Below are 21,375 nucleotides of genomic sequence, written 5' to 3'. Positions count from 1 at the left end.
GCCGGTCCTTTCCCTACCCCGCGGCGTCAGCAATCCAATCCGAGAGGCTTCGCGAAAAACTTCGCGGCACGATGAGTTCGCACGCGGTATCGCCGGTGCGCAGGAAAAGCACGGGCACATGGTGCAAGGATGTCAGTACGGCGCGGCCCGGGGCGGCCGCCGGCGCGGGCCAGTCTACGGCGATACATTTGGAGAGAACCCGCGCGATGTCAGCCCCAGCCATTGTGAAGCGCACGCGACCTTCGCCGAGAGAGACTGAACAGCCGAGATCCGGGTCGACGGCAAGCGAAGGTACTTGCGCGCCGTCGTCGAGAGCCAGCCAGAGACGGCGAGGTGCAACGCGGATCACGAGGAGACCTTTTTGGCGAACCGTCTCTCCGACCGAGGCGGGAAGTTTCGTACCGAGCGACGCCGTGACGCTCTTTTCGAATTGCCTCAGCGTCCCGTCCCAGCCCTCAACCTGGATGAGCGGACAATCGGCCACAGACAGGCTGAACTCCTGCGAAGACATAATGCTAGCCATGCAGCCGCTCCCCCTGCGGATCGAGGAATACCGGCAAGACGATGCGGGCACGCACCGTTTCGGCCTTCATCGGATAGACGGCCACGACCTCGCTTCCTTCGCTAGCGACATCGCCGGCAAGCAAGGCCAGCCCGATATAGTGGCCACGTTCGGGGCTGAAGGTGACGGAAGTCACGCGGCCACGCCCGTGGCCGTAAGGTTTCTCGCCCGGCAAAAACAGGATGGCGCCACCGCGAAGGCGTTTTCCCTCCTCGATGCATTCCAGTCCGACCAGGCGCTGGCGGTCGGGCGCCTGGAAGGCGGGGCGCCGTCGCAGCACGTCGCCGACGAAGCCGGTACGCTTGCCCGCCATGCGGCCGAGGCCAAGATCGTCGAGCGTCGTGCGGCCATCGATTTCAGGTCCGGCGACATGGCCCTTTTCGACGCGCAGCGCGCCGAGCGCCTCGACGCCGTAAGGTTTCAGGTCGAGCGGCCTGCCTGCTTCGAGCAGGCGGCTCCAAAGCTGTTCACCGGCAGTTGCGCCGACATAGATTTCGTAGGCGCGCTCGCCGGAATAACTGAGGCGCAGGATGCGGAGCGCACGGCCCTGCCATTCGCTTTCGAGCAATCCCATATGCGCAAGTGCCGCGTCGGAAACATCGAGAGCGGGAAACGCGGCACTCAGAATTGCGCGGCTTTTCGGTCCGGCAACCGACATCGCCGCCCACTCATCGCTCACCGAGGTCACGGCTACACGCAAATCCGGCCAGGCCGTATCGAGCAGGAATTCAAGACGCGACAGCACGTCGGCGGCCTTGGCGGTCGAGGTGGTCATGAAGAACCGGTTCTCGGCCAGCCGCGTCGTGGTGCCGTCGTCGAAGACGATGCCGTCGTCGCGCAGCATGACGCCGTAGCGGGCACGGCCAACCGGCAGTTTGGCAAAGCCGTTGGCGTAGATGCGATCGAGGAAAATCGCGGCATCCGGGCCCTGGACGTCGATCTTGCCGAGGGTGGAGATGTCCATCAGGCCTGCGGCCTGGCGCACACTCCGCATTTCGGCGACATAGGCTTCGTTCACGTCGAGCCCGGATTGCCTGTAGAAATAGGGCCGCATCCAGAGCCCAACCTCCAGCATCTCGGCGCCGTTCGCCATGTGCCAGTCGTGCATCGGCGTGCGGCGGATCGGCTTGAAATGATGGCCGATGGCGCGTCCGGCAAGCGCACCGATGGCGACCGGCGTATAGGGCGGTCGAAAGGTCGTGGCGCCGGTCTCGGGGATCGTTGCATTGCGTAAGGCCGCCATAGAGGCAAGCGCCGCAAAATTGCTGGTCTTGCCCTGGTCGGTGCCCATGCCGAGGGTGGTGTAGCGCTTCAGGTGCTCGACCGATTCATAGCCCTCGCGATGGGCGAGCTCGATATCCCCGGTCGTCACGTCCATCTGGAAGTCGACGAAGGCTTTTCCACGTCCGAGAGAAGGGATTTCGCGAAACGGGGCCGTGGCGGTCTCGCGGAGATCGAGTTTCGACGGAGCGGGCACCGGCGCCGACTTGCCGCAGAACGATGCCGCCTCGGTGCCGGCGCGATGACCGTCCTCGACGGCATCGGCGGTCGAATAAATTCCCATCATCGAGCCGGCGCCGAACCGGTCCGCCGGAAACGCCCCCGGCACGAAGCCGCCAATGTCGTTGCGATGTTGAGGTTTGACGCCCAGGTGCGAAGTGAGATGCACGGTTGGCGACCAGCCGCCGGACACGCAGACCAGGTCGCAGGCGGCCTCGGACTGGCCGTCCGGTCCGCTGAGCGTTGCACGCCTGACGGCATGGCCGCCATGCAGGTCGACAATGCGCGCTGCGGCCCGCACCATCACGCCGAGCCGTGCGGCTTCTGCGGCAAGTGCTGCGGGTGGTGCTGCGCGCAGGTCGGCAACCGTCACCTCTGCGCCGGCATCGGCAAGGTCGAAGGCGGCGCGCCAGGCGCCGTCATTACTGGTGGCGACGATTATTTTCTTGCCGGGCAGGACGGCGAAACGGTTGAGATAGGTCCGGGCGGCCGACGAAAGCATGACGCCGGGCCGGTCGTTATTCGAGAACACTATTGGCCGCTCGATGGCGCCGGTGGCGAAAACGATCGAGCGGGCGCGAAGCATGGTGAACGTCTGCCGCGCTTCGCCGGCCAGCTGCGGATTGGTTGGGTCGCGTTGCTCGACCAGTCCGATGACATTGCCGTCATAGATGCCGAAAGCGGTTGTCCGCTTCATCAGGGTGACGGTTTCGGAGCTCTCCAGCTCGGCCTCGGCCTGTCTCAACCATGCGGCCGCTGCGCTGTCGGACGGCTCCGCCAGAAGCTGGCCGCCGAGCAGGAAATCCTGCTCGATCAGCGCCACCCGCGCGCCGGCCGCTGCGGCAGCACGCGTCGCCGACAATCCTGCCGGGCCGCCGCCGATGATTGCGACATCGGCAAAGGCATGACTGATGTCGTAGCGGTCGGGATCAGGGTCGGTGCCGGCTCTGCCGAGCCCGGCCGCCTTGCGGATGAAGTGCTCGTAGAACATCCAGGCGCGGCGCGTCGGGCCCATGAAGGTCTTGTAGTAGAAGCCGGCAGAAAGGAACGGCGCCAACAGGCCGTTGACGCTTTGCACGTCAAAGGCAAGCGAAGGCCAGCGGTTCTGGCTTTCTGCGACTACGCCGTCTGCAAGTTCCAGTGTCGTCGCCGGCAGGTTCGGCTCGCGCTTACCTGCGGTTGCGAGCGTGACCAGCGCATTCGGCTCTTCGGGCCCGGCGGACAAGATGCCCCGTGGACGATGATACTTGAAGCTGCGCCCGACCAGGGTGACGCCGTTGGCGAGCAGCGCGGAGGCGAGCGTGTCGCCGCGATATCCAGCCAGCGTCCTGCCATCGAAGGTAAACTCGGCCGGCTGCTCGCGGTCGATACGGCCACCCATCGACAACCGCTTGTGGTTCGAACTCATGCTGGTGATTTCCTGGCCGGCAATTTCCTGGCCGATAATTTCCTGGCGAGATCGACGGATGCGATGGCGTGGTTGCGCGTGTCGCGTTCGACCACCAGCCATTGGCGGCAACCGATCACGTGCTGCCAGAATTCGCGGTGCGGGCCTGCCGGGTTCGCCCTGAGATAGACATAAGCGTACCAGGCCTGCGGATCGGGATCGTCGTGGGCCGGACGCGTGACCGAGGCATCGCCGCCGTAGCGGAACTCGTCATGGTCGCGCAGACCGCAGCATGGGCATTCGATGCGCAGCATTGTCTTCCGCCTCCTATTGCAGCCAGGCTGAGGGGCCGGCGCCAGCCTCATCGAGCGTGTGGCCGGTGCGGAAACGATCGAGCCCGTAGGCTGCGATCAAGGGATGCGGCTTGCCGGTGGCGATCGTGTGGGCGAAGCACCAGCCGGAAGCCGGCGTTGCCTTGAAGCCGCCATAGCACCAGCCGCCGTTGAGATAGAGGCCCTCGATCGATGTCGGGCAGATGATCGGGCTGGCATCGGGCGTCATATCCATGACGCCGCCCCAATGGCGCAGCAGACGGACGCGCGAAATGCACGGCATCAGCGCAATCGCCGCCTCCGCCACCTCGCGCACGACGCCGAGATTGCCGCGCTGGGCGTAGGAATTGTAGCCGTCGAGATTGCCGCCGAAGACCAACCCGCCCTTGTCCGACTGGCTGACGTAGAAATGGTCGGCACCGTAGGCGACGACGTGGTCTACCAACGGCTTCAGCGGTTCGGTGACGAACGCCTGCAGGACGTGGCTTTCGATCGGCAGTTCCAGGCCGGCCTTGGCGCCGAGCACGGATGTATGACCGGCAACAGCGAGGCCGACCTTGCCGGCGCCGATCCGGCCTTTCGTCGTTTCGACGCCGACGATCCTGTCGCCGTCGCGGAGGAAGCCTGTCACCTCGCAGTTCTGGATAATGTCGACGCCATGACCGTCGGCGGCGCGTGCATAGCCCCAGGCGACGGCGTCGTGGCGCGCCGTGCCCGCCCGGCCCTGGAAGATGGCGCCATGGATCGGAAAGCGGGCCGTGTCGGAAAAATCGAGGTAGGGCACCAGCCGGCGCACCTCGTCGCGGTCGAGGATATCGGCATCGATGCCGTTCAGCCGCATGATGTTGGCGCGGTGACTGAAACCGTCGAGCTGATCGGCCGAATGCGCCGTGACGAGCTGGCCGCGTTGCGAGAACATGACGTTGAAGTTCAGCGCCCGCGACATGCCCTCCCAGAGCTTCATCGAGAATTCGTAGAACTGGGTGTTGCCGTCGAGCAGGTAGTTGGAGCGGATGACGGTGGTGTTGCGCCCGACATTGCCGCCGCCGATATAGCCTTTTTCGAGCACCGCGACATTGCGGATGCCGTGGTTCTCGGCGAGGTAGAAGGCGGTAGCGAGGCCGTGTCCACCGCCGCCGATGACGATCACGTCGTAGGCCGGTTTTGGCTCCGCTGCCCGCCAGGCGCGCTGCCAGTTCTTCTGACCAGACAGCGCGTTGCGGAAAATTGAAAATGCCGAGTAGCGAGACATGCGTGCGGGCCTAGCGGACAATCGGGCCGGCCGGCGTGCGGGTAAGCACTTCGGCGCCCGCATCGGTCAGAAGTACGGTGTTGGAGACGAAGTCATCACCGCGACCGGTGCCCATCAGCCACGACAGGATGTGGAAGCTCATCCCCGTCTCGATCTCTAGGTCGGAATCGTGCCTCAAGCCGGTCACCGAATTGCCGCCGGTCCATGATGGCGGCTGGCCGGCGCCGACAAGATAGCCGCAGTGATGGCGGCGATAGTGGGAAAGACCGGCCTCGTCCGCGACTGCCTGCCAGGCAGCGTAGACGTCATGCGCCTTGGCCCCGGGCCGCAGCGCCTCGACGACGGCATCGAACGCCTTGGCGGTCACTTCCGCCATCGCGGCGTCTTCGTCGCTGATAAAGCCGATGCGAACGAGCCGGCCGAGCGGCGCGTGATAACGCGAGATGCAGCCGGACAGTTCGACGAAGACCGGCTCGCCCTTGCGGTAGATCCCGTCGCCCCAGGTCGTGTGCTCCTCGCCCAGGCGCGCGGCCGGGCGGATGAAAGGTCCGAAGCCCGGAGCATGACCGCCGGCGCGGATCATTGCTGAAACACATTGGGCCGCGACCTCCTGTTCGGAAGCGCCGTCCGAGATCGCGGCGATCGCGGCGCCGGCGGCGGCGTCGGTCACTTGTGCCGCCTGACGCATCAGCGCCTGTTCCTCGGCGCTCTTCACCCGCCGCATCCTGTCGACCAGGCCGGAAACATCGCTCCATCTGGCATCGGCCTGCGTCTGGAGTGCGACGGCAAGCCCATGGCTGAGGCCCGCCGTCCAGTATTCGAGGCCGATCCGCTTGCCGGACAGGCTGATCTCCGCAATGACCCGCGCGGCAAGATCAGCTGCCGTTTCGCTGTCGGAATGGCCGCGGAATTCCGCTGCCGTCACCTGTTTTTCGATCGTCACCTTTTCCATCGAGCGGGTGACCAGAACAGGTTTTCCCTCGAGCGGTACGATCAGCAGGTGAGGGGCGAAATATCCCCAGTGATCGAGCCCGGTGAGATAGAAGACGTTCTCGGGCGAAGCAAACACCGCCGCGTCGAGCTTGCGCTCGGCCAGCGCCGTGCGGACCCTGACAAGGCGGCCGGCGATTTCGGCTTCGGAAAACGGATTGCGGTCCATCAGGCGTCCTCGTGCTGGTTACCGGTTTCGTTGCCGGCATGATTCTTTCGTCAGCGACCGGCTTCCCGTCCCCATGCTCAGTCAATGACGATGAGTTCGCGCGCCACGTCGCAGAGGCGTTCGCCGCCGCGATCCGTGACGACGAAGGATTCCGAGATTGCGATGCCGAAATCGTCGAGCCAAACGCCGGCCATGAAATGGAAGCACATCCCGGACTGCATCTCGGTGGTGTCGCCGGGACGAAGGCTTGCGGTGCGTTCGCCCCAATCGGGCGGGTAGGCGAGCCCGACCGGATAGCCGACGCGGCTCTCCTTCTTCAGCCCGTTCTTCCTCAACACTGCCTGCCAGGCGGCTTCCACCTCTTCGGCGGTGTAGCCGGGGCGCGCCTTCTCAAGGCCGGCGTCGACGCCCTCGACGATCGCCTTGGCCATGTCGACGATGGCTTGCGGCGGCTTGCCGAAATGTACGGTCCGCGTCAGCGCCGCATGATAGCGCCGCCGCACCCCGGCGATCTCCAGAATGGCGAGGCCGCTGTCCGGCAGCGGCGCGTCGGACCAGGTCAGATGCGGCGTGCTGGTGCCCTCGCCGACGGGCATCAGCGGACAGATCGCGGCATAGTCGCCGCCCGCTCCAGGCACGCCCATGATCTGTGCGTGATAGATTTCCGCAATGACATGGTTCTGGGGCACGCCGGGCCGCATTTTTTCGATGGCGCGTTTCATGGCGTGCGTGCAGATCGCACCGGCCTCGCGGATCAGCACCAGCTCGGCTTCGGATTTGACCAGCCGCGCCCAGTTGACGAGATCGTGGTTGTTGGCGAAGCGCGCTTCAGGCAGCCCGCTGACGAGATGGGCATGGCAGCGCGCGGTGTAATAATGCGCGTCCATCTCGACGCCGATGCGGGCGTTTCCCCAGCCACGCGACCGGATCAGCTGGGCGAGTTCGTCATAGGGGTGTTCGGCGGGCTGCTGCACCAGCCGTTCCGAGAACGGCACGATGTTCTTCTCCGGCAGGCCGGTGGTCAGGCGTGCGCTCCTGGCGTCCTGCGCCCTGCCGAACCAGATCGGCCGGTCTTCCTCCAGATGGACGAGCACGCATTGCGGAACATAGAACGACCATCCGTCATAGCCGGTCAGCCAGCACATATTGGCTGGATCCTGACAGATGATGAGGTCGAAGCCGGCCTTCTCCATGCGTGACTTCACCCCGGCCAGGCGCTGCGCATACTCCGCTTGCGTGAAAGTCCCGAAACCGCTCGCGCTCGCCACCGAAATCCCACCTACCGGTACGCTGTTTTTCTTAAATTGTGCACAACCAGGGCAATAATTTGTGGTTTGACTACGAATTATCGCCGAATTTATGTGGTTTTTATATCTTCGCTTGCGCAATGTCTAGGGTAGTTGTATACGTCTTATCAAGTGGGTGTCGACCTCGAAGAAGGCCGCGCCCTGGGAATCATCAGTCAGTTGTTCAATGGGAGAAAAGCATGTTCAAATCATCGATATCGCGCCGGATGGTCGTGAAAGCCGCCGCCTGCCTCGCGCTTGCCGCGACATCACTCACGGCGTTGCCCGCTTATGCGGAAACCACCCTCGAACGGGCCAAGAAGGACGGCTACATCCGCGTCGGCTTTGCCAACGAGGCGCCGTTCGGTTACGCCACGCCTGACGGCAAGCTGACCGGCGAAGCGCCGGAAGTTGCCAAGGCGGTGCTCGCCAAGATGGGCATCGCGCAGGTTGACGGCGTGCTGACCGAGTTCGGTTCGCTTATTCCGGGTCTCAAGGCCGGCCGCTTCGATATCATCGCCGCCGGCATGTTTATCAATCCGAAGCGCTGCGCCGAGATCAATTTCTCCGAGCCGTCCTACGGCATCGGTCAGGCCATGCTGGTGGCGAAAGGCAATCCGAAGGGCGTGAAGGACTTTTCCAGCATCAAGGAAAACCCGGATCTCAAGCTCGCCGTGATGGCCGGCGCCGTCGAGGGTGGCTATGCCAAGGACGCTGGCGTCGCCGAAGGGCAGATCGTTGCCTTGCCCGACCAGTCCAGCCTGGTCGCCGCCGTCCAGTCGGGCCGCGCGGACGCTGCCGCACTAACCGCTCTTTCGATCGCCGACATGGCCAAGAAGGCCGACGGCGTCGAATCGACCAAGCCGTTCGGCGAGGTTGCCGGCAAGTCGGTGAAAGGCCATGGCGGCTTCGGCTTCCGCAAGGAAGATACCGATCTGCAGGAGGCGTTCAACGCCGAGCTGAAGACGTTCCTCGGTTCGCCGGAGCACATCGCGCTGGTCGAGCCGCTCGGCTTCGGCAAGGACTACCTCCCCAACAAGACCACCGCGCAGCTTTGCGCGGGCGAGTAGGTTCCCAACTGCTGGCGGCGCGAAAGCGCCGCCCTTTTTCTAGGGGAATCGCATGGGAATCCGTACGCTCGTTGCCATGCTGGTCACCGCGCTTGTCGTGATCGGTGCCTTGGCAACACAGGAATCTTATAAGGTGTTTATGCCGGGGCTGCTGCAAGGCGCGGTCCTGACGATCGAGATCGCTATCCTCGGTAGCCTGCTGGCAATTGTCATGGGCGTGCTGGCGGCTCTGGCAAGGATGTATGGCCCGGCGCCGCTCAGATGGCTGGCCACGGTCTATGTCGAGATCTTCCGCGGCACGTCGGCGCTGGTGCAATTGTTCTGGCTGTTTTTCGTGCTGCCGCAATTCGGCGTCACGCTCAACGCATTTCTGGTTGCCGTTCTGGCGCTCGGCCTGAACGTTGGTGCTTACGGATCGGAAGTCGTGCGCGGCGCAATCCAGTCCGTTGCCCGCGGACAGTGGGAGGCGTGCACTGCATTGAACATGAGCCGCCCCCAGATGCTGCGCCGGATCATCCTGCCGCAGGCTTTCGTCGCCATGATCCCGCCCTGGGGCAATCTGTTCATCGAGCTTTTGAAATCGACGGCCCTGGTCTCGCTGATCACGCTCTCGGACCTCGCCTTCAAGGCGCAGCAAATGAACCAGAACACGTTCAAGACCATTCCGATCTTCACCCTCGTCCTGCTGATGTACCTGGCAATGTCGCTGGTTGTGACCATCGGCATGCGGCTTCTCGAAAGGCGGGCTTCGCTCGGATTGGCGGGGGGGAAGGCAGCATGATCTGGGACTGGGCCTTTGCTTTTGAAATCCTGCCGGTGCTCGCCCGCGCCGCCATCGTTTCCATCGAGGCGACGCTGATCGGTTTTGCGCTTGCCGCCTCGCTTGGCCTGGTGCTGGCGGTCGTCCGCATCGCCGTGCCGTGGACCGGCTGGACGATTTCGGTACTGGTCGAACTGATACGGTCGACCCCGCTGCTGATCCAGATATTCTTTCTCTATTTCGTCTTTCCGAAATTTGGCATCGTGCTCGACGCCTTCACTGCCGGGGTGCTTGCCATCGGCATCCACTACGCAGCCTATTGTTCCGAGGTCTATCGCGCCGGTTTCGACAACATCCATCGCGGCCAGTGGGAAGCCTCGGTCGCGCTCAATCTGTCGGCCTGGACGACGTTCCGCGACATCATCATTCCGCAGGCGATCCCGCCGATCGTTCCGGCGCTCGGCAACTATCTGGTTGCCTTGTTCAAGGAGACGCCATTGCTTTCCGCAATCGCCGTGCTGGAGCTGATGCAGACGGCCAAGATCATCGGCTCCGAAACCTTCCGCTACACTGAGCCGATGACGCTGGTCGGCCTGTTCTTCCTCGCCATGAGCCTGGTTTCTGCCGCGCTCATCCGCTCCCTCGAAGGCCTGCTCAACCGGAGGACCATGCGATGACGGAACAACCGATGGTCCGCTTCGACAATGTTTCGAAACGCTACGGCTCGCTGACCGTTCTCGACGGGCTCAATCTGGAAATAGCACGCGGCGAGAAGGTCTCCATCATCGGCCCTTCAGGTTCCGGCAAGACCACGGTGCTGCGTATGCTGATGACGCTGGAGACGATCAATGACGGCGTCATCTGGGTCGAAGGCGAGCCGCTCACCCACATGGAGAGGAACGGCAAGCTTGTTCCCGCCGATCTCGCGCACATCCGCAAGATCCGCGCCAAGATCGGCATGGTGTTCCAGTCGTTCAACCTGTTCCCGCACATGACGGCGATGCAGAACTGCATCGAGGCCCCGATAACCGTGCTCGGCATGAAGCGCGCCGATGCCGAGGCGCGTGCGGCCGAGCTGCTCGACATGGTCGGCCTGTCGGAGAAGAAGGACCACTATCCCTCGCAGCTTTCCGGCGGCCAGCAGCAGCGTGTCGCCATCGCCCGCGCTTGCGCCATGCGGCCCAAGATCATGCTGTTCGACGAAGTAACCTCGGCACTCGACCCCGAACTCGTCGGCGAAGTGCTTGAAGTCATCCGAAAACTCGGTAGGGAACATGACCTCACCATGCTGATGGTCACCCACCAGATGGGATTTGCCAAGGAATTCTCCGATCGTGTCTGCTTTTTCCATGCCGGCAAGATCTGCGAGCAGGGGCCGCCAAGCGAGTTGTTCGGCGCCCCCAAGAACGAGCGGACACGGCAGTTCCTGCACGCTGTCCTGGAGGCTGGATGACGGTTGAGACGGATGCCACGCCTCTAGCCGTGACCGCCGCGCCGCCGCGCCCGCTGTCGGCGCGGGAGCGGTTCGAGCGTATCTACCGGATACTGCGCGACCGCATCTGCCTGCTCGACTACGCGCCGGGTAGCCATCTCTCCGAGGAAGAGCTTGCCCAGGAATTCCAGATCAGCCGCACGCCGGTTCGCCGTGTCCTGGCGCGCCTCGAATCCGAGGGTCTGGTTCAATCCGTCCATGGTGTCGGCACGATCGTCACCGACGTCGACATCGAGGAATTGCAGCAGGTCTATCACTTGCGCCTGGAGCTGGCGCTCCTCGTCGGCAAGCTTTCGCCGATCCCGCGCACGGCGGACGACCTCGACCGGATAAGGGCACTCATCGCGCGCTGCGATTCCGATGTGCTCAATCCCGACCAGCGCGCTTTCCTGCGCCTCAACATGGATTTTTTCTACGAGCTCACCGCGATGACCGGCAACCAGCCGCTGCGCGAGATCAGCGAGCGCCTGTATTTTCAGGTCGCGCGCGTCGTCCTGAAGATGATGCCGCAGTTGGGCCTTGTGGAGGAGTTCACTGCGTTCCGCCGCGAAATGGAAGAGGTGCTTGCCGCCGCCGAGATTGGCGACTGGGAGTCCATCGGGCACATAAGGCGAGCTCATATCTCGATGAGTTTTCGCCGCATGATGCGTCACGCAGGCGAGGCCGGCACGTCCGGCGGAACTCTGTAATTTACGCTCTGAATTCCCTCTTCCGCCGGGAATGACATTTGCACAAAATCGACTGCCATCGCCATGTCGGGGCCAGGTCGCGCGCTGGTTGCCGTTTGATCCGGCGAGCGCCGGATCACGACCGGCGGACAGCGCTTCGTCGGCTGCCAACCAGCTTCAGCCAAGGCGCCGAATGGAAGGCGCTCATCAGCAAGTACATCATCGCCATTCCGCTCAGTGGTGACGCATCTTGCGCCGCCGAGCAGATCATCTCGGCATCGCCGGTGACGGCCGTCAGCAGCGCCATCATTGCGAAGGTTGGCGCGGCTGCCAGGGATAGCCAGTCGGCCGCGCCGCGGGCGGCGACATTGTCGCTTGGGAAATCGGCAGATCCGCTGCCTGCGGGCGGCATCTTCTGCGTGTGGTTGGAGTGCAGTGTCATCGAACGTCAGCCCTGGCCGTACTCGTCGTGGCGGCGCCACCAGACGCCCGTCTCGTTACGCCCTCGGGGCGCGCGGTCGAGCCACTGATACATGCCCCAGAGGCCGTCCAGTCCGCGCGCATAGGTGGAATAGGCGTGGTAGACGACGCCGTCCTCGAGCACGAACGTGCTCATGCCTGGCCTCTCGCGCGTGTACGTGGCCATGTCTGTTCCGCTCATTGCAGCGAACGTCTCGGAGCCGTCGGCAGTCGTACGCGAGGGTATTTTGGCGAGAGGCGCCTCGCGTACATAGTTGTATTCGATGCCTTCCTCGCGCTGCTGTTCCTCGGTGAACGAAACGTCGAAGTCGAAATTGAAGTCGCTGCCGTGTGAGGAGGCCCAGGGGAACGTCCATCCCATCCGCCGCTTGTACGCCTGCAGCTTCGCGAGCGGTGCCCGCGATACCGCCGAAAGCGTAACGTCGTGGTTGGCCAGGTGGACGACGGAGCCGTCGAATCCGTCCGCGATCGCCGAGCAGGCCGGACAGCCCGCCGTGTAATCGGGCCCGAACATGAAGTGGTAGACGAGGAGCTGCGAGCGCTCTTGGAAGAGGTCCGCCAGTGAAGCACTGCCTTCGTCGGTCTCGAATCGGTAATCCTTGTCGATCCGAACCCAAGGCAATTCCTGCCGCCGCCGAGCCACCTCGTCGCTTTGTCGGGTGAGCTCCTTCTCCGCCTTGAGCAGATCAAGCCGCGCTGCCAGCCACTCCTCACGTGTTCCGGTTCTGTGTGTCGGCATCGTTCGTCTCCTTCCTCGTTGTTCGCACCGTTTTCGATACGGCGCGTTTCGATACAGCGCGCTGGCTGTTGGTCCTGAGATAGATTAGGACCTGATTTCGAATGGTGAGAGTTACAAGTGTGACGGGATTCCGATGGACTCGCTGATCACCGCTGCGGCGCGCGCCCTCGCAACGGGTGATCCCCTCGGCGCATTGAAACGGGTCGCCCTGCGTGACGATGCGCCTGCGCTTGCGCTGCGCGGCATCGCGATGGCGCAGCTCGGCGATCTCGTTCGCGCAAAGGCTCTCCTCAAAAGTGCTGCGCGCGCCTTCGGTCCGAAAGAGGCCGTGGCCCGCGCGAGGTGCGTCGTCGCCGAAGCCGAGATCGCACTCGTCTCGCGCGACCTCGGCTGGCCGGCGAAGGCACTCGACGCCGCGCGGTCGACGCTTGAAAAGCACGGCGACCACGTCAATGCCGCGCATGCGCGCAATCTCGAGGCTCGGCGCCTGCTCCTGATCGGACGCCTCGATGAGGCCGAGCGCAGGCTCGCCGGGTTCGACCCGACAACGCTCCCACCCGCGTCGAGGGCCGCCCACGAGCTGGTGATTGCGGGGCTCGCGATTCGCCGCCTCCGAACCAAGGCGGCGCGCGTTGCGCTCGCTCGGGCCGAGCACGCCGCCCGCCAGGCGGACATTCCCGCGCTGACGGCCGAGGTTGAAGGCGCATCCCTCGTGATGAACACGCCCGCTGCGCGCCTGATCGCCCGTGGTGAGGAGCGCCCACTCCTGCTTGAGGAGGTCGAAACGCTGCTGGCGTCGGGGGCGCTCGTCGTCGATGCCTGCCGCAATGTCGTGCGTGACGACGGCATGATCGTCTCGCTCGCGACGCGCCCGGTCTTGTTCGCGCTTGCGCGCACGCTGGGCGAAGCCTGGCCCGCGGACGTGCCGAGGAGCACGCTCGTCGCCCGCGCCTTCGGCGGCAAGCACGCTGATGAATCGCATCGCGCCCGTTTGCGGGTCGAAGTCGGCCGGCTTCGCGTAGAGCTGCGGTCACTGGCGGACGTGAGCGCGACCAAGCAAGGCTTTGCGCTTAAGCCGCGCCGCCCACGCGATGTCGTGGTGCTGGCGCCGCCCGTCGACGAGCAGCATGCAGCGGTGCTCGCCTTCCTCGCCGACGGCGAGTCGTGGTCGAGCTCGGCGCTCGCAATTGCGCTCGGAGCCAGCTCGCGCACCGTGCAGCGATCGCTCGAGCAGCTTGCGGCAGCAGGCAAGGTGCAGTCGTTCGGTCGCGGACGAGCGCGTCGTTGGATGACCCCACCCGTGCCGGGATTCCCGACAATCTTGTTACTCCCCGGCTCGCTGTCGGGCTACTAGGATAGAAGCATGAAGCGATCTGCAGCCGAAGTCCTCCGCGAATATGGACCCTTTCCGGGTGTCGACCAGGTGGCTGGGGTTACGTTCGACGGTCAGCACGTCTGGTTTGCGTCCGGAGACAGACTGAACGCCCTGGATCCTGCGAGCGGGAAGGTGGTGCGCGCGATCGATGTCGCCGCGCACGCAGGAACGGCCTTCGACGGTCAGCACCTGTTCCAGATCGCCGAAGATCGCATCCAGAAGATTGACCCGAAGACCGGCCAAGTGCTGGCCACGATCCCGGCGCCAGGTGGCGGCGGCGACTCCGGCCTCGCCTGGGCCGAAGGGACACTTTGGGTGGGGCAGAATCGCGGTCGCAAAATCCATCAGATCGATCCCCAGACAGGGGCAGTTCTTCGCACAATCGATTCCAACCGTATCGTCACAGGGGTCACCTGGATCGACGGCGAACTCTGGCACGGCACCTGGGAAGGTGACGAGAGCGACGTCAGGCGGATAGATCCTGAAACGGGAAAGGTCCTGGAGAAGCTCGAGATGCCGCCTGGAACAGGCGTGTCGGGGCTCGAGTCCGATGGTAGCGATCAGTTCTTCTGCGGCGGTGGAAACAGCGGCAAGGTGAGAGCCATCCGCCGGCCGAGGCGAGGCTCCACGAGCAAGTAACCGAAGCGGCGCTCGCGGGCGCGCTTTCCGCCTTGACGAACCGATTGGACCGCACGGCAATGTGGACAGCGCAAACCTGAAGCGATGGAATTGCAACTGTAGGTAGTTTCAACTTGGACAGGTGAAGCCCGCCGCCAAGGCGGGTTTTTTGTCTCGGGGTTTCGGCGCCATCTTTCACAGGCCCGCGAGATCGAGGCTGGCGGCACGAGTTGACCTAACCGTCAGCCACTTCCGGGAGCTTGAGGCCTGGCTAAAAAGCGCGTTTTGTCAAACTGAGCTCGAAGCGCTGTTGGGCTTGTCGCGGCGCTCGACGATGTAGATGTGGTCGGCGACCAGGACCACATCGCCATGCTGGTTGATCACTTCGCAGCGCTCGATGACCCGGCCCGAATCCGGCCGCTTCGGGTCGTCCTCCTTGACCGAGATGGTGGTGCGGGTCTTAATCGTATCGCCGATGAACACCGGCTTGATGAAGCGCAACCTGTCATAGCCGTAGGAAAAGGCGACCGGGTTGATGACGCTTGCCGTCAGCCCGACGCCGACCGAGAAGACCAGCGTGCCATGGGCGATGCGCTGGCCGAACGGCGTCGTCTTCATGAACTCGGCGTCCATGTGGTGAGGAAAAAAATCGCCGGTATGGCCGGCGTGAACGACGAAGTCGGTCTCGGTGATGGTGCGCCCGCTGGTCATGCGCGACGAGCCGATCTGGTAGTCTTCGAAATAGACAGTCTGCTCCATGTCAGGGCCTCGCCGCGATCGGTGTTGCCGGCGCCGCGCTCGATTGGTAGGCGGCTTCAACCAGTGCCATGGTGTTCCAGGCGTCCTCGACGGAACTGACAAGTTCGGCATCCTCGCCTAAAGCGTAGCGCTGGACGTTGGCCATGCGGCCGACAAAGGCGTCCGGAAACCATTCGCCGACGAGCGGCACCGTAATCCAGTCGGCGCCGCCCTTCGGATGGATTTCAAGGATGTCGGGCTCGCCGCGCGGATAGTCGAGATTGAGCCCGAGCTTGAGATAGGCGGCGCCCGCGGTGCCGCAGATGCGAAACTCACAGGCCTGGTGTTTTCGGCCAAATTTATGATCGTGATTGATCGACAGCGCGCAGCGCACGGTGTCGCCATAGTCGAGGATCGCGCTGGTGCGCGTTTGCGCGACCGTGTGGCCGGGATGACCGAGCGTCTTGGCGTGAACGCCTCCGGGATCGCCGAGCAATTGCCGGATCAGGTCGAGATAATGGATCGAATGCATGGCGATCTCGACGCGCGGCGCCTTCAGCAGGAACTCCCAGAGTTGCCAGGGAGTGGCAAGCGCCAGCCAAGCGTCGAAATCGACCAATTCGCCCAGCCAGCCCTTGGCGATCGCATCCTTCAGCGCCAGCATCATCGGCGCGAAGCGGAGCTGGAAATTCACCGCCGCCTTCAGGTTTTTGGAGCGGCAGATTTCGAGGATTTCGGTCGCCTCGGTGAGGTCGCTGCCCATCGGTTTCTGGATCAGCGCCACCGCGCCATCGGGCAACGCCCTGAGCACGCCGGCATGATGAGCCGGCGGGGTCGCCAGGTCGAAGACGACGTTCTTGATCGCTGCGGCTTCCTCGACCGACCGGTAAGCGGCGACGCCCCATTTTGCGGCGAGTTTTTCCGCCTTGGCCTGGTCGGGATCAAAAACCCCGGCGACCGGAAAGCCGGCTTTCCCATAGGCCGGGAAATGCGCATCGCCGACGATCGACCCGGCGCCGAAAATCACGATCGGCCTGGGCTTCGATGGCTTCGCCCAGGACTGGGAGAGCGAGGCTGGATCGAAAACACCATCAGTCATGATGGAAGACTTCGTCCATCGTCGCCCACCACTCGCCTTCCCCACGCGTCGGCAGCGGCTCCTGGCAAGGCATGCACAGCGCCCACCATTCCTGCGTCTTGGGATCGGCGGCCATCTTGGCCATGTCGGCGGCATAGTCGGTACCGTGATATTCGAAATAACTGAACAGCAGGTGCTCCGGCTCGTTGAGATAGATCGAATAATTCCTGATGTTGCAGGCGGAAATCATGGCCAGCACTTCGGGCCAGACGGCGGCGTGAAGCCGCACATATTCAGCGACCTTTTCCGGCTTGAGGCCGAGCACCATTCCCATCCGCTGCATGTCGGGCTCCTACTTTGTCATATCGGTCGTGAATTCCGCGACACTCTTCGCCTCGACGGCGTCCCAATCCCAGTCGATGCCGATGCCGGGCTCGTCCGGCGCCAATGCGTTTCCGTGTTCGATGCGCATTTTCCTGCCCGTCAGCTCGTCAAGCTGGGGAATATACTCGACATATCGGCCGTTCTGAATGGCGCAGGTCAGGCTGACATGCAGTTCCATCAGGACTGCACCGCCTTATTCATATACAAACAAAACATTCACGCGGTCGTCAAGCTTGAAAGTTCTTTGCGGACGGAAGTCTTTGTGCATATATAAAAGCCAAAATTCACTGGAGAAAGCCAAAATTCACTGGCGAGTGTTATGGCGGAGGACGAGGACCGTTATCGCGCCCCGGCGCTCGACAAGGGGCTCGACATCCTCGAGCTGCTGGCCGGCGTCGACGGCGGCCTGACGCAGGCGGAAATCGCCAAGAAGCTCGACCGCAGCCCCAACGAGTTCTACCGTATGCTGGACCGGCTGGTGCGGCGCGGCTACGTCACGCGGTCCGACGGTGATCGTTATTCGCTGACGCTCAAGCTGTTTGGCCTGGCGCAGTTGCACGCGCCGGTGCGGCGGCTGGTTTCCTATGCGACGCCGCTGATGCGTGAACTTGCCGAAACCTCGCAGCAGGCAAACCAGCTTGTCGTCTTTGATCGCGGTTCTGCCGTGGTTATCGCGCAGCAGGAGGCGCCGGACTATTGGGGCATTTCGATTCGCGTTGGCGCGCGTGTCAGCCTGTTCGACACCGGCTCCGGCCATGTGCTGCTGGCGTTCCGCTCGCTGGAAGAGCGGCAGATGATGATCTCCGAACATCTGCGCAGCACCCACAAGCCGCCTCAATCGCCGGAATTCTTTGCCCGCCTCGAGCAAATCCGGCAACGCGGCTATGAAATGATGGCATCGATGCAGACCGCCGGTGTATTCAACCTATCGGCGCCTGTGCTTGGCTCCGACAGCAGGGCGATCGCCGCGCTGTCGATCCCCTACATAACTCTGATCAACGCACCCAAGGCGCCCGACATTACGAGGACGATAGAATTGCTGCTGGCCGCAACCGAAAAGCTATCGCAACTGGCGGGAGCCGCGGCCAAACAGGCGAAATAGATTCTTGTCTGAATGACCAATTTCTACGTGAGATGATTTTAAAACGCCGAAGGAGGAGCGCGCCGTCATGATCTTCGATACCCATCTGCACCTGATCGACCAGTCAGCGCTACGCTATCCCTGGCTCTCCGGCGTGCCGGCGCTCAACCGCGATTTTTCCTACGACGAATATGCAATCCAGGCCCGGCGTGCCGGCATAGAGGGCGCATTGCATATGGAAGTCGATGTCGATCCAGCCGACATCGAGACGGAGACCAGTCATGTGAAAGCGCTGTCACAACGGAAGAACAGCTTGCTGAGGGGGGCGATTGCCTCCTGCCGTCCGGAAGCGCCGGGCTTTGCCGCCTATCTCGAGCGCCAGCGCGCCGATCCTTTCGTCAAGGGTTTTCGACGTGTGCTCCACGTCATGCCGGACGAGCTTTCGGAAGGCGCGCTGTTTCGGGAAAACATCAAACGGCTTGCCGGCACGCAATTGACCTTCGATCTCGTCGTCCTGCCGCACCAAATCCCCAAGGCGATTGCACTCGCCGATCTCGCGGCGGACGTGCAGTTCATGCTCGACCATTGCGGCGTGCCCGACATCAAGGGCCGCAGTGAGCATCCCTGGCGCGAGCATATGGCGGAGATTGCGCGGCGCCCGAACGTCGTCGGCAAAATTTCCGGTGTGGTCGCCTATGCGGACACTGGATCGTGGACTGTCGAAACGCTGCGTTCCTATGTGGAGCACACCATCGAATGCTTCGGCTGGGACCGCGTCGTGTGGGGCAGCGACTGGCCGGTCTGCACGCTTGGCGGCGGGCTTGCGACCTGGGTGGCGGCGACGCACGCGCTGCTTGCCGGTGCAAGCATCGATGAGCGGCAAAAGCTGCTCTCCGGCAATGCGAAGCGGCTTTGGAGTTTGTAAGCGGCTTCAGATCGTCGCCGACGTGCCTCTCGCGGCCATAGAACGACACAAGCAGCACGATCACCAGGCCAAGTGCAGCCTGCACGGTCGACGGCCGGAAGCCGAGGCCGATCAGCAGCGTGGGTTGCCGCGGATCAGACTGTTCATGTTCTCCTTCGTTTAGTTTGGTTTCAGGATTCTCCACCGGCAGCGCCGGGTGCCGGGAAACTCTCCACAAACAGGCGATTGAGATCGGCAACGACGCGGCCGGCATCGTGCTTCTCGGTCAGGCCGAGATTGATGCGATCGGATGCGGCCTGCTGGAAAGTCATGTAGCCATCGTGGCGTGGCCTGACCCAGGCACCCTCGAGCGTGGCGCGGGTGTCCATGTAGAAATTACCGGTGGCTGGGTTGACGGCTGCATCGTCCCAAGCTGCGGCATGGCCGGGCTGGCCGCCGGCCGACGCATAGGGGCCGCGCTGCACCTCGCCGCTGGCGATCCAGTAGGCAAAGTCGATGGCCGCCTGCTTCGCCTTCGAAAAGGCCGACACGGCAATGCCGGTTCCGCCGAGCGCCGAGCCGACCGGACCGGCATTGCCCGCAGCCGGAATGTCCGCGAAGGCAAGGCGGTTGCTCCGAAAGCCGGCGATGGCATAGGAGACATAGCCATAGATCAGCGGCGCGCAGGCGATCCGCGTGCCGGAGCTGGCCATCTCCTCCAGGACGTCGATCGGGTCCATGCCAAGGCAGGCCGGACCGACGAGAGCCGCGACCTCGCGCATCATCTCGAAAACGCGGCTGCCCGTGTCAGGATTTACGTGGGCGCCAGGCTCTTCGACGGCGGGCCGTCCGAGATTGCCGGAAAGCGTGTAGAACACCATCAGCGAATGCGGCGGCCTGAGCGGCAGCAGCACGCGACGTTGCCGCGCCAGGTCGAGCACGTCGGACCAGTTCGCCGGGGCGGCGGAAAGCATATCCGGCCGCCACGCCTGCACCTGGCTCGCCGTGTCGATCGGAAACGCCCACTGCCGGCCTTGCCAGTTGTAGCTCGGATAGGACCGGCCGACGCTCCCCGCCGCCAGCGCCGCGCGCTCCGCTTCGCGGCCAACGACATCGAGTGGCGCCAAACAAGTTTCGGCGGTGATCTGGCCGACATGCGGGTGATCGATGACGATCAAATCATAGGCACGGGCCAGTTCTTCGACCGAAAAGGATTCGAAATCCTGCAGCGAGCGCTTGTCCCATTCTATGGTGACGCCGGTGCGGTGCTTCCACAGCGCCGAACAGGCGACCATCGGATCGTAGCCGCGTGGATGGCTCCAGGTCATGCCTTTGAGCGTCACGTCGCTCACAGTCCGAATTCCTTGCGGATCTTTGCGCTGTGCTCGCCGATGCGCGGCGCGGCCCGCTCGACCTTGGCGCGGACGCCATCGACCCTGAGCGGCGAGCGCGTGGTGAGGATCGAGACGTCATCCTCGCGCGTCACCGTCTGCAGCATGTCGAGCACCTGGAAGCCCTCGCTGGCCATCATTTCCGGCCAGGTCAGCACTTTGGCGCACCAGATATCGGCAGGCTCGAGGATGGCAAGCCATTCGCAGGCCGTCTTCGTCGCGATTTTTTTCGCGATGATCGCCTTGATCTCGTCGCGGGCGGTGAACCAGGTCGACGGCTGATCGCGATAGGGCGCAAGCTCTTCGAGCTCCAGGATATCGGCCAGCTTCGGGACCGGCGTCATCGCGATCGCCAGATAGCCGTCCTTCGCCGGATAGACGCCGTAAGGCGCCGACAGATAGGCATGGGCGCTGCGGAAGGACGATCGCCGCGGCAGGCGGCGTCCGTCATTGAGATGCGTGGTCAGCACCTCGAACTGGAAGTCGACCAGCGCTTCGAGCAGGCTGGTCTCGACATGGCTGCCAGTGGCGGTCACGCCGCGCCGCACCAGTGCGGCAAGGATGCCTTGCGCTGCGGCGGAGCCCGCCAGCATGTCGGCGATCGCCAGGCCGAACGGCACCGGACCCTGGTCCTCATCGCCGTTCAGCCACATCACGCCGGAACGGGCTTGCGCCAGCAGATCCTGCCCGGGCCGCTTGACCCACGGGCCTTCCTCGCCATGGCCGCTGATCGAGGCATAGACCAGGCGCGGATTGATCTTGCGCACCGCCTCGTAGTCGAGACCCAGGCGCTCGATGACGCCGGGCCGGAAATTCTGGATCAGCACGTCGGCCTTGGCCAGCAGGCCGCGCAGCGCCGCAAGGTCGGCCTCGTCCTTGAGGTCGATGGCAAAGCTTTCCTTGGCGCGGTTGATGGCGTGGAAGATTGTAGAGTCGCCGCCGATCTCGGTGTCGCTGAGATAAAGCCGGCGCGACAGGTCACCGCCATCCGGCCGCTCGATCTTGATGACGCGGGCGCCAAGGTCGAGCAACCTCAGCGAGCAGTAGGGCCCGGACAGGAACTGGCTCATGTCGACGACGACGAGCCCGGTCAGCGGCAATTCGGCAATGGCGGCCATT

Annotated in this window: 22 protein-coding genes and 1 pseudogene; 9 read left to right on the top strand and 14 right to left on the bottom strand. The window is 63.7% G+C overall.

Annotated elements, in window-relative coordinates; translation table 11 throughout:
* Positions 1–13 precede the first annotated feature (13 nt).
* From AC0L3N_RS20615 to AC0L3N_RS20590, 6 genes are all read right to left on the bottom strand, one after another.
* Positions 14–523 carry a sarcosine oxidase subunit gamma gene (locus AC0L3N_RS20615; protein ID WP_473549273.1) on the bottom strand — a complete coding sequence of 170 codons (510 nt, stop codon included), beginning with the start codon at positions 521–523 and terminating at the stop codon, positions 14–16.
* A complete protein-coding gene (locus AC0L3N_RS20610) occupies positions 516–3,470 on the bottom strand; it encodes a sarcosine oxidase subunit alpha family protein (RefSeq protein WP_473549272.1) in 2,955 nt (984 codons plus the stop codon). Before AC0L3N_RS20610 ends, AC0L3N_RS20615 begins: the two co-directional genes overlap by 8 nt.
* Positions 3,467–3,763, bottom strand: coding sequence for a sarcosine oxidase subunit delta (locus AC0L3N_RS20605; RefSeq protein WP_473549271.1), 297 nt, complete (start codon positions 3,761–3,763; stop codon positions 3,467–3,469). The genes AC0L3N_RS20610 and AC0L3N_RS20605 overlap by 4 nt, the downstream gene beginning before the upstream one ends.
* A 13-nt stretch (positions 3,764–3,776) precedes the next feature.
* Entirely contained in the window at positions 3,777–5,033 is a 1,257-nt protein-coding gene (locus AC0L3N_RS20600; RefSeq protein ID WP_473549270.1) for a sarcosine oxidase subunit beta family protein, read from the bottom strand.
* Between the two features lie 10 nt (positions 5,034–5,043).
* A complete protein-coding gene (locus AC0L3N_RS20595) occupies positions 5,044–6,192 on the bottom strand; it encodes a M24 family metallopeptidase (protein WP_473549269.1) in 1,149 nt (382 codons plus the stop codon).
* A gap of 77 nt (positions 6,193–6,269) precedes the next feature.
* Positions 6,270–7,460, bottom strand: coding sequence for a M24 family metallopeptidase (locus tag AC0L3N_RS20590; RefSeq protein WP_473549268.1), 1,191 nt, complete (start codon positions 7,458–7,460; stop codon positions 6,270–6,272).
* Positions 7,461–7,678: 218 nt separating this feature from the next.
* Between AC0L3N_RS20590 and ehuB the strand changes: the two genes are divergently transcribed.
* From ehuB to AC0L3N_RS20565, 5 genes are read left to right on the top strand one after another with little or no spacing between them, the layout of a single operon-like run.
* Positions 7,679–8,548, top strand: a complete 870-nt coding sequence (gene ehuB, locus AC0L3N_RS20585) for an ectoine/hydroxyectoine ABC transporter substrate-binding protein EhuB (protein ID WP_473549267.1) — start codon at positions 7,679–7,681, stop codon at positions 8,546–8,548.
* 52 nt (positions 8,549–8,600) lie between these two features.
* The gene (ehuC, locus tag AC0L3N_RS20580) at positions 8,601–9,329 is read left to right on the top strand and encodes an ectoine/hydroxyectoine ABC transporter permease subunit EhuC (protein ID WP_473549266.1); all 729 of its coding nucleotides are present in this window, start codon (positions 8,601–8,603) and stop codon (positions 9,327–9,329) included.
* On the top strand, positions 9,326–9,985 hold the full coding sequence (gene ehuD, locus AC0L3N_RS20575) for an ectoine/hydroxyectoine ABC transporter permease subunit EhuD (RefSeq protein ID WP_473549265.1): 660 nt from the start codon (positions 9,326–9,328) through the stop codon (positions 9,983–9,985). Before ehuC ends, ehuD begins: the two co-directional genes overlap by 4 nt.
* The gene (gene ehuA / locus AC0L3N_RS20570) at positions 9,982–10,761 is read left to right on the top strand and encodes an ectoine/hydroxyectoine ABC transporter ATP-binding protein EhuA (protein WP_123146816.1); all 780 of its coding nucleotides are present in this window, start codon (positions 9,982–9,984) and stop codon (positions 10,759–10,761) included. The genes ehuD and ehuA overlap by 4 nt, the downstream gene beginning before the upstream one ends.
* On the top strand, positions 10,758–11,489 hold the full coding sequence (locus AC0L3N_RS20565) for a GntR family transcriptional regulator (protein WP_473549264.1): 732 nt from the start codon (positions 10,758–10,760) through the stop codon (positions 11,487–11,489). Before ehuA ends, AC0L3N_RS20565 begins: the two co-directional genes overlap by 4 nt.
* A 115-nt stretch (positions 11,490–11,604) precedes the next feature.
* On the opposite strand, the gene AC0L3N_RS20560 is transcribed toward AC0L3N_RS20565, so the two are convergent.
* Both AC0L3N_RS20560 and AC0L3N_RS20555 read right to left on the bottom strand, forming a co-directional pair.
* Positions 11,605–11,910: a hypothetical protein gene (locus AC0L3N_RS20560; RefSeq protein ID WP_473549263.1), complete on the bottom strand. Its 306-nt coding sequence runs from the start codon at positions 11,908–11,910 to the stop codon at positions 11,605–11,607.
* 6 nt (positions 11,911–11,916) lie between these two features.
* Entirely contained in the window at positions 11,917–12,687 is a 771-nt protein-coding gene (locus AC0L3N_RS20555; protein WP_473549262.1) for a DUF899 domain-containing protein, read from the bottom strand.
* A 133-nt stretch (positions 12,688–12,820) separates the two neighbouring features.
* Here AC0L3N_RS20555 and AC0L3N_RS20550 point away from each other — a divergent pair, with 133 nt between their 5' ends.
* Both AC0L3N_RS20550 and AC0L3N_RS20545 read left to right on the top strand, forming a co-directional pair.
* A complete protein-coding gene (locus tag AC0L3N_RS20550) occupies positions 12,821–14,041 on the top strand; it encodes a helix-turn-helix domain-containing protein (RefSeq protein WP_473549261.1) in 1,221 nt (406 codons plus the stop codon).
* Between the two features lie 9 nt (positions 14,042–14,050).
* Complete coding sequence (locus AC0L3N_RS20545) at positions 14,051–14,701, top strand: Vgb family protein (protein ID WP_258119532.1); 651 nt, start codon at positions 14,051–14,053, stop codon at positions 14,699–14,701.
* A gap of 267 nt (positions 14,702–14,968) precedes the next feature.
* Here the strand turns inward: AC0L3N_RS20545 and AC0L3N_RS20540 are convergent, their stop codons facing one another.
* The 4 genes and pseudogenes from AC0L3N_RS20540 to AC0L3N_RS20525 form a co-directional block, all read right to left on the bottom strand.
* Complete coding sequence (locus AC0L3N_RS20540) at positions 14,969–15,439, bottom strand: MaoC/PaaZ C-terminal domain-containing protein (RefSeq protein ID WP_473549260.1); 471 nt, start codon at positions 15,437–15,439, stop codon at positions 14,969–14,971.
* Position 15,440: 1 nt separating this feature from the next.
* Entirely contained in the window at positions 15,441–16,517 is a 1,077-nt protein-coding gene (locus tag AC0L3N_RS20535; protein WP_473549259.1) for a Gfo/Idh/MocA family protein, read from the bottom strand.
* Positions 16,510–16,839 (bottom strand): L-rhamnose mutarotase, encoded by a 330-nt coding sequence (locus AC0L3N_RS20530; protein ID WP_473549258.1) that lies wholly within the window; start codon positions 16,837–16,839, stop codon positions 16,510–16,512. The genes AC0L3N_RS20535 and AC0L3N_RS20530 overlap by 8 nt, the downstream gene beginning before the upstream one ends.
* A gap of 9 nt (positions 16,840–16,848) precedes the next feature.
* Positions 16,849–17,061: pseudogene (locus AC0L3N_RS20525) on the bottom strand (mandelate racemase/muconate lactonizing enzyme family protein); the annotation flags it as partial.
* Positions 17,062–17,199: 138 nt separating this feature from the next.
* Here AC0L3N_RS20525 and AC0L3N_RS20520 point away from each other — a divergent pair.
* The gene (locus tag AC0L3N_RS20520; RefSeq protein ID WP_473549257.1) at positions 17,200–17,982 is read left to right on the top strand and encodes an IclR family transcriptional regulator; all 783 of its coding nucleotides are present in this window, start codon (positions 17,200–17,202) and stop codon (positions 17,980–17,982) included.
* A gap of 67 nt (positions 17,983–18,049) precedes the next feature.
* Complete coding sequence (locus tag AC0L3N_RS20515) at positions 18,050–18,886, top strand: amidohydrolase family protein (RefSeq protein WP_473549256.1); 837 nt, start codon at positions 18,050–18,052, stop codon at positions 18,884–18,886.
* Positions 18,887–19,056: 170 nt separating this feature from the next.
* Here AC0L3N_RS20515 and AC0L3N_RS20510 read toward each other — a convergent pair whose 3' ends face one another.
* Together AC0L3N_RS20510 and AC0L3N_RS20505 are read right to left on the bottom strand one after the other, a co-directional pair.
* On the bottom strand, positions 19,057–20,217 hold the full coding sequence (locus AC0L3N_RS20510) for an extracellular solute-binding protein (RefSeq protein WP_473549255.1): 1,161 nt from the start codon (positions 20,215–20,217) through the stop codon (positions 19,057–19,059).
* Positions 20,214–21,374, bottom strand: a complete 1,161-nt coding sequence (locus tag AC0L3N_RS20505) for a CaiB/BaiF CoA transferase family protein (RefSeq protein ID WP_473549254.1) — start codon at positions 21,372–21,374, stop codon at positions 20,214–20,216. Before AC0L3N_RS20505 ends, AC0L3N_RS20510 begins: the two co-directional genes overlap by 4 nt.
* Position 21,375: the final 1 nt, after the last annotated feature.

The sequence above is a fragment of the Mesorhizobium sp. WSM4807 genome (assembly GCF_055811615.1).
The sequence above is the reverse complement of the archived record's forward strand: the minus strand, read 5'-3'. Positions and strand labels throughout refer to the sequence as shown.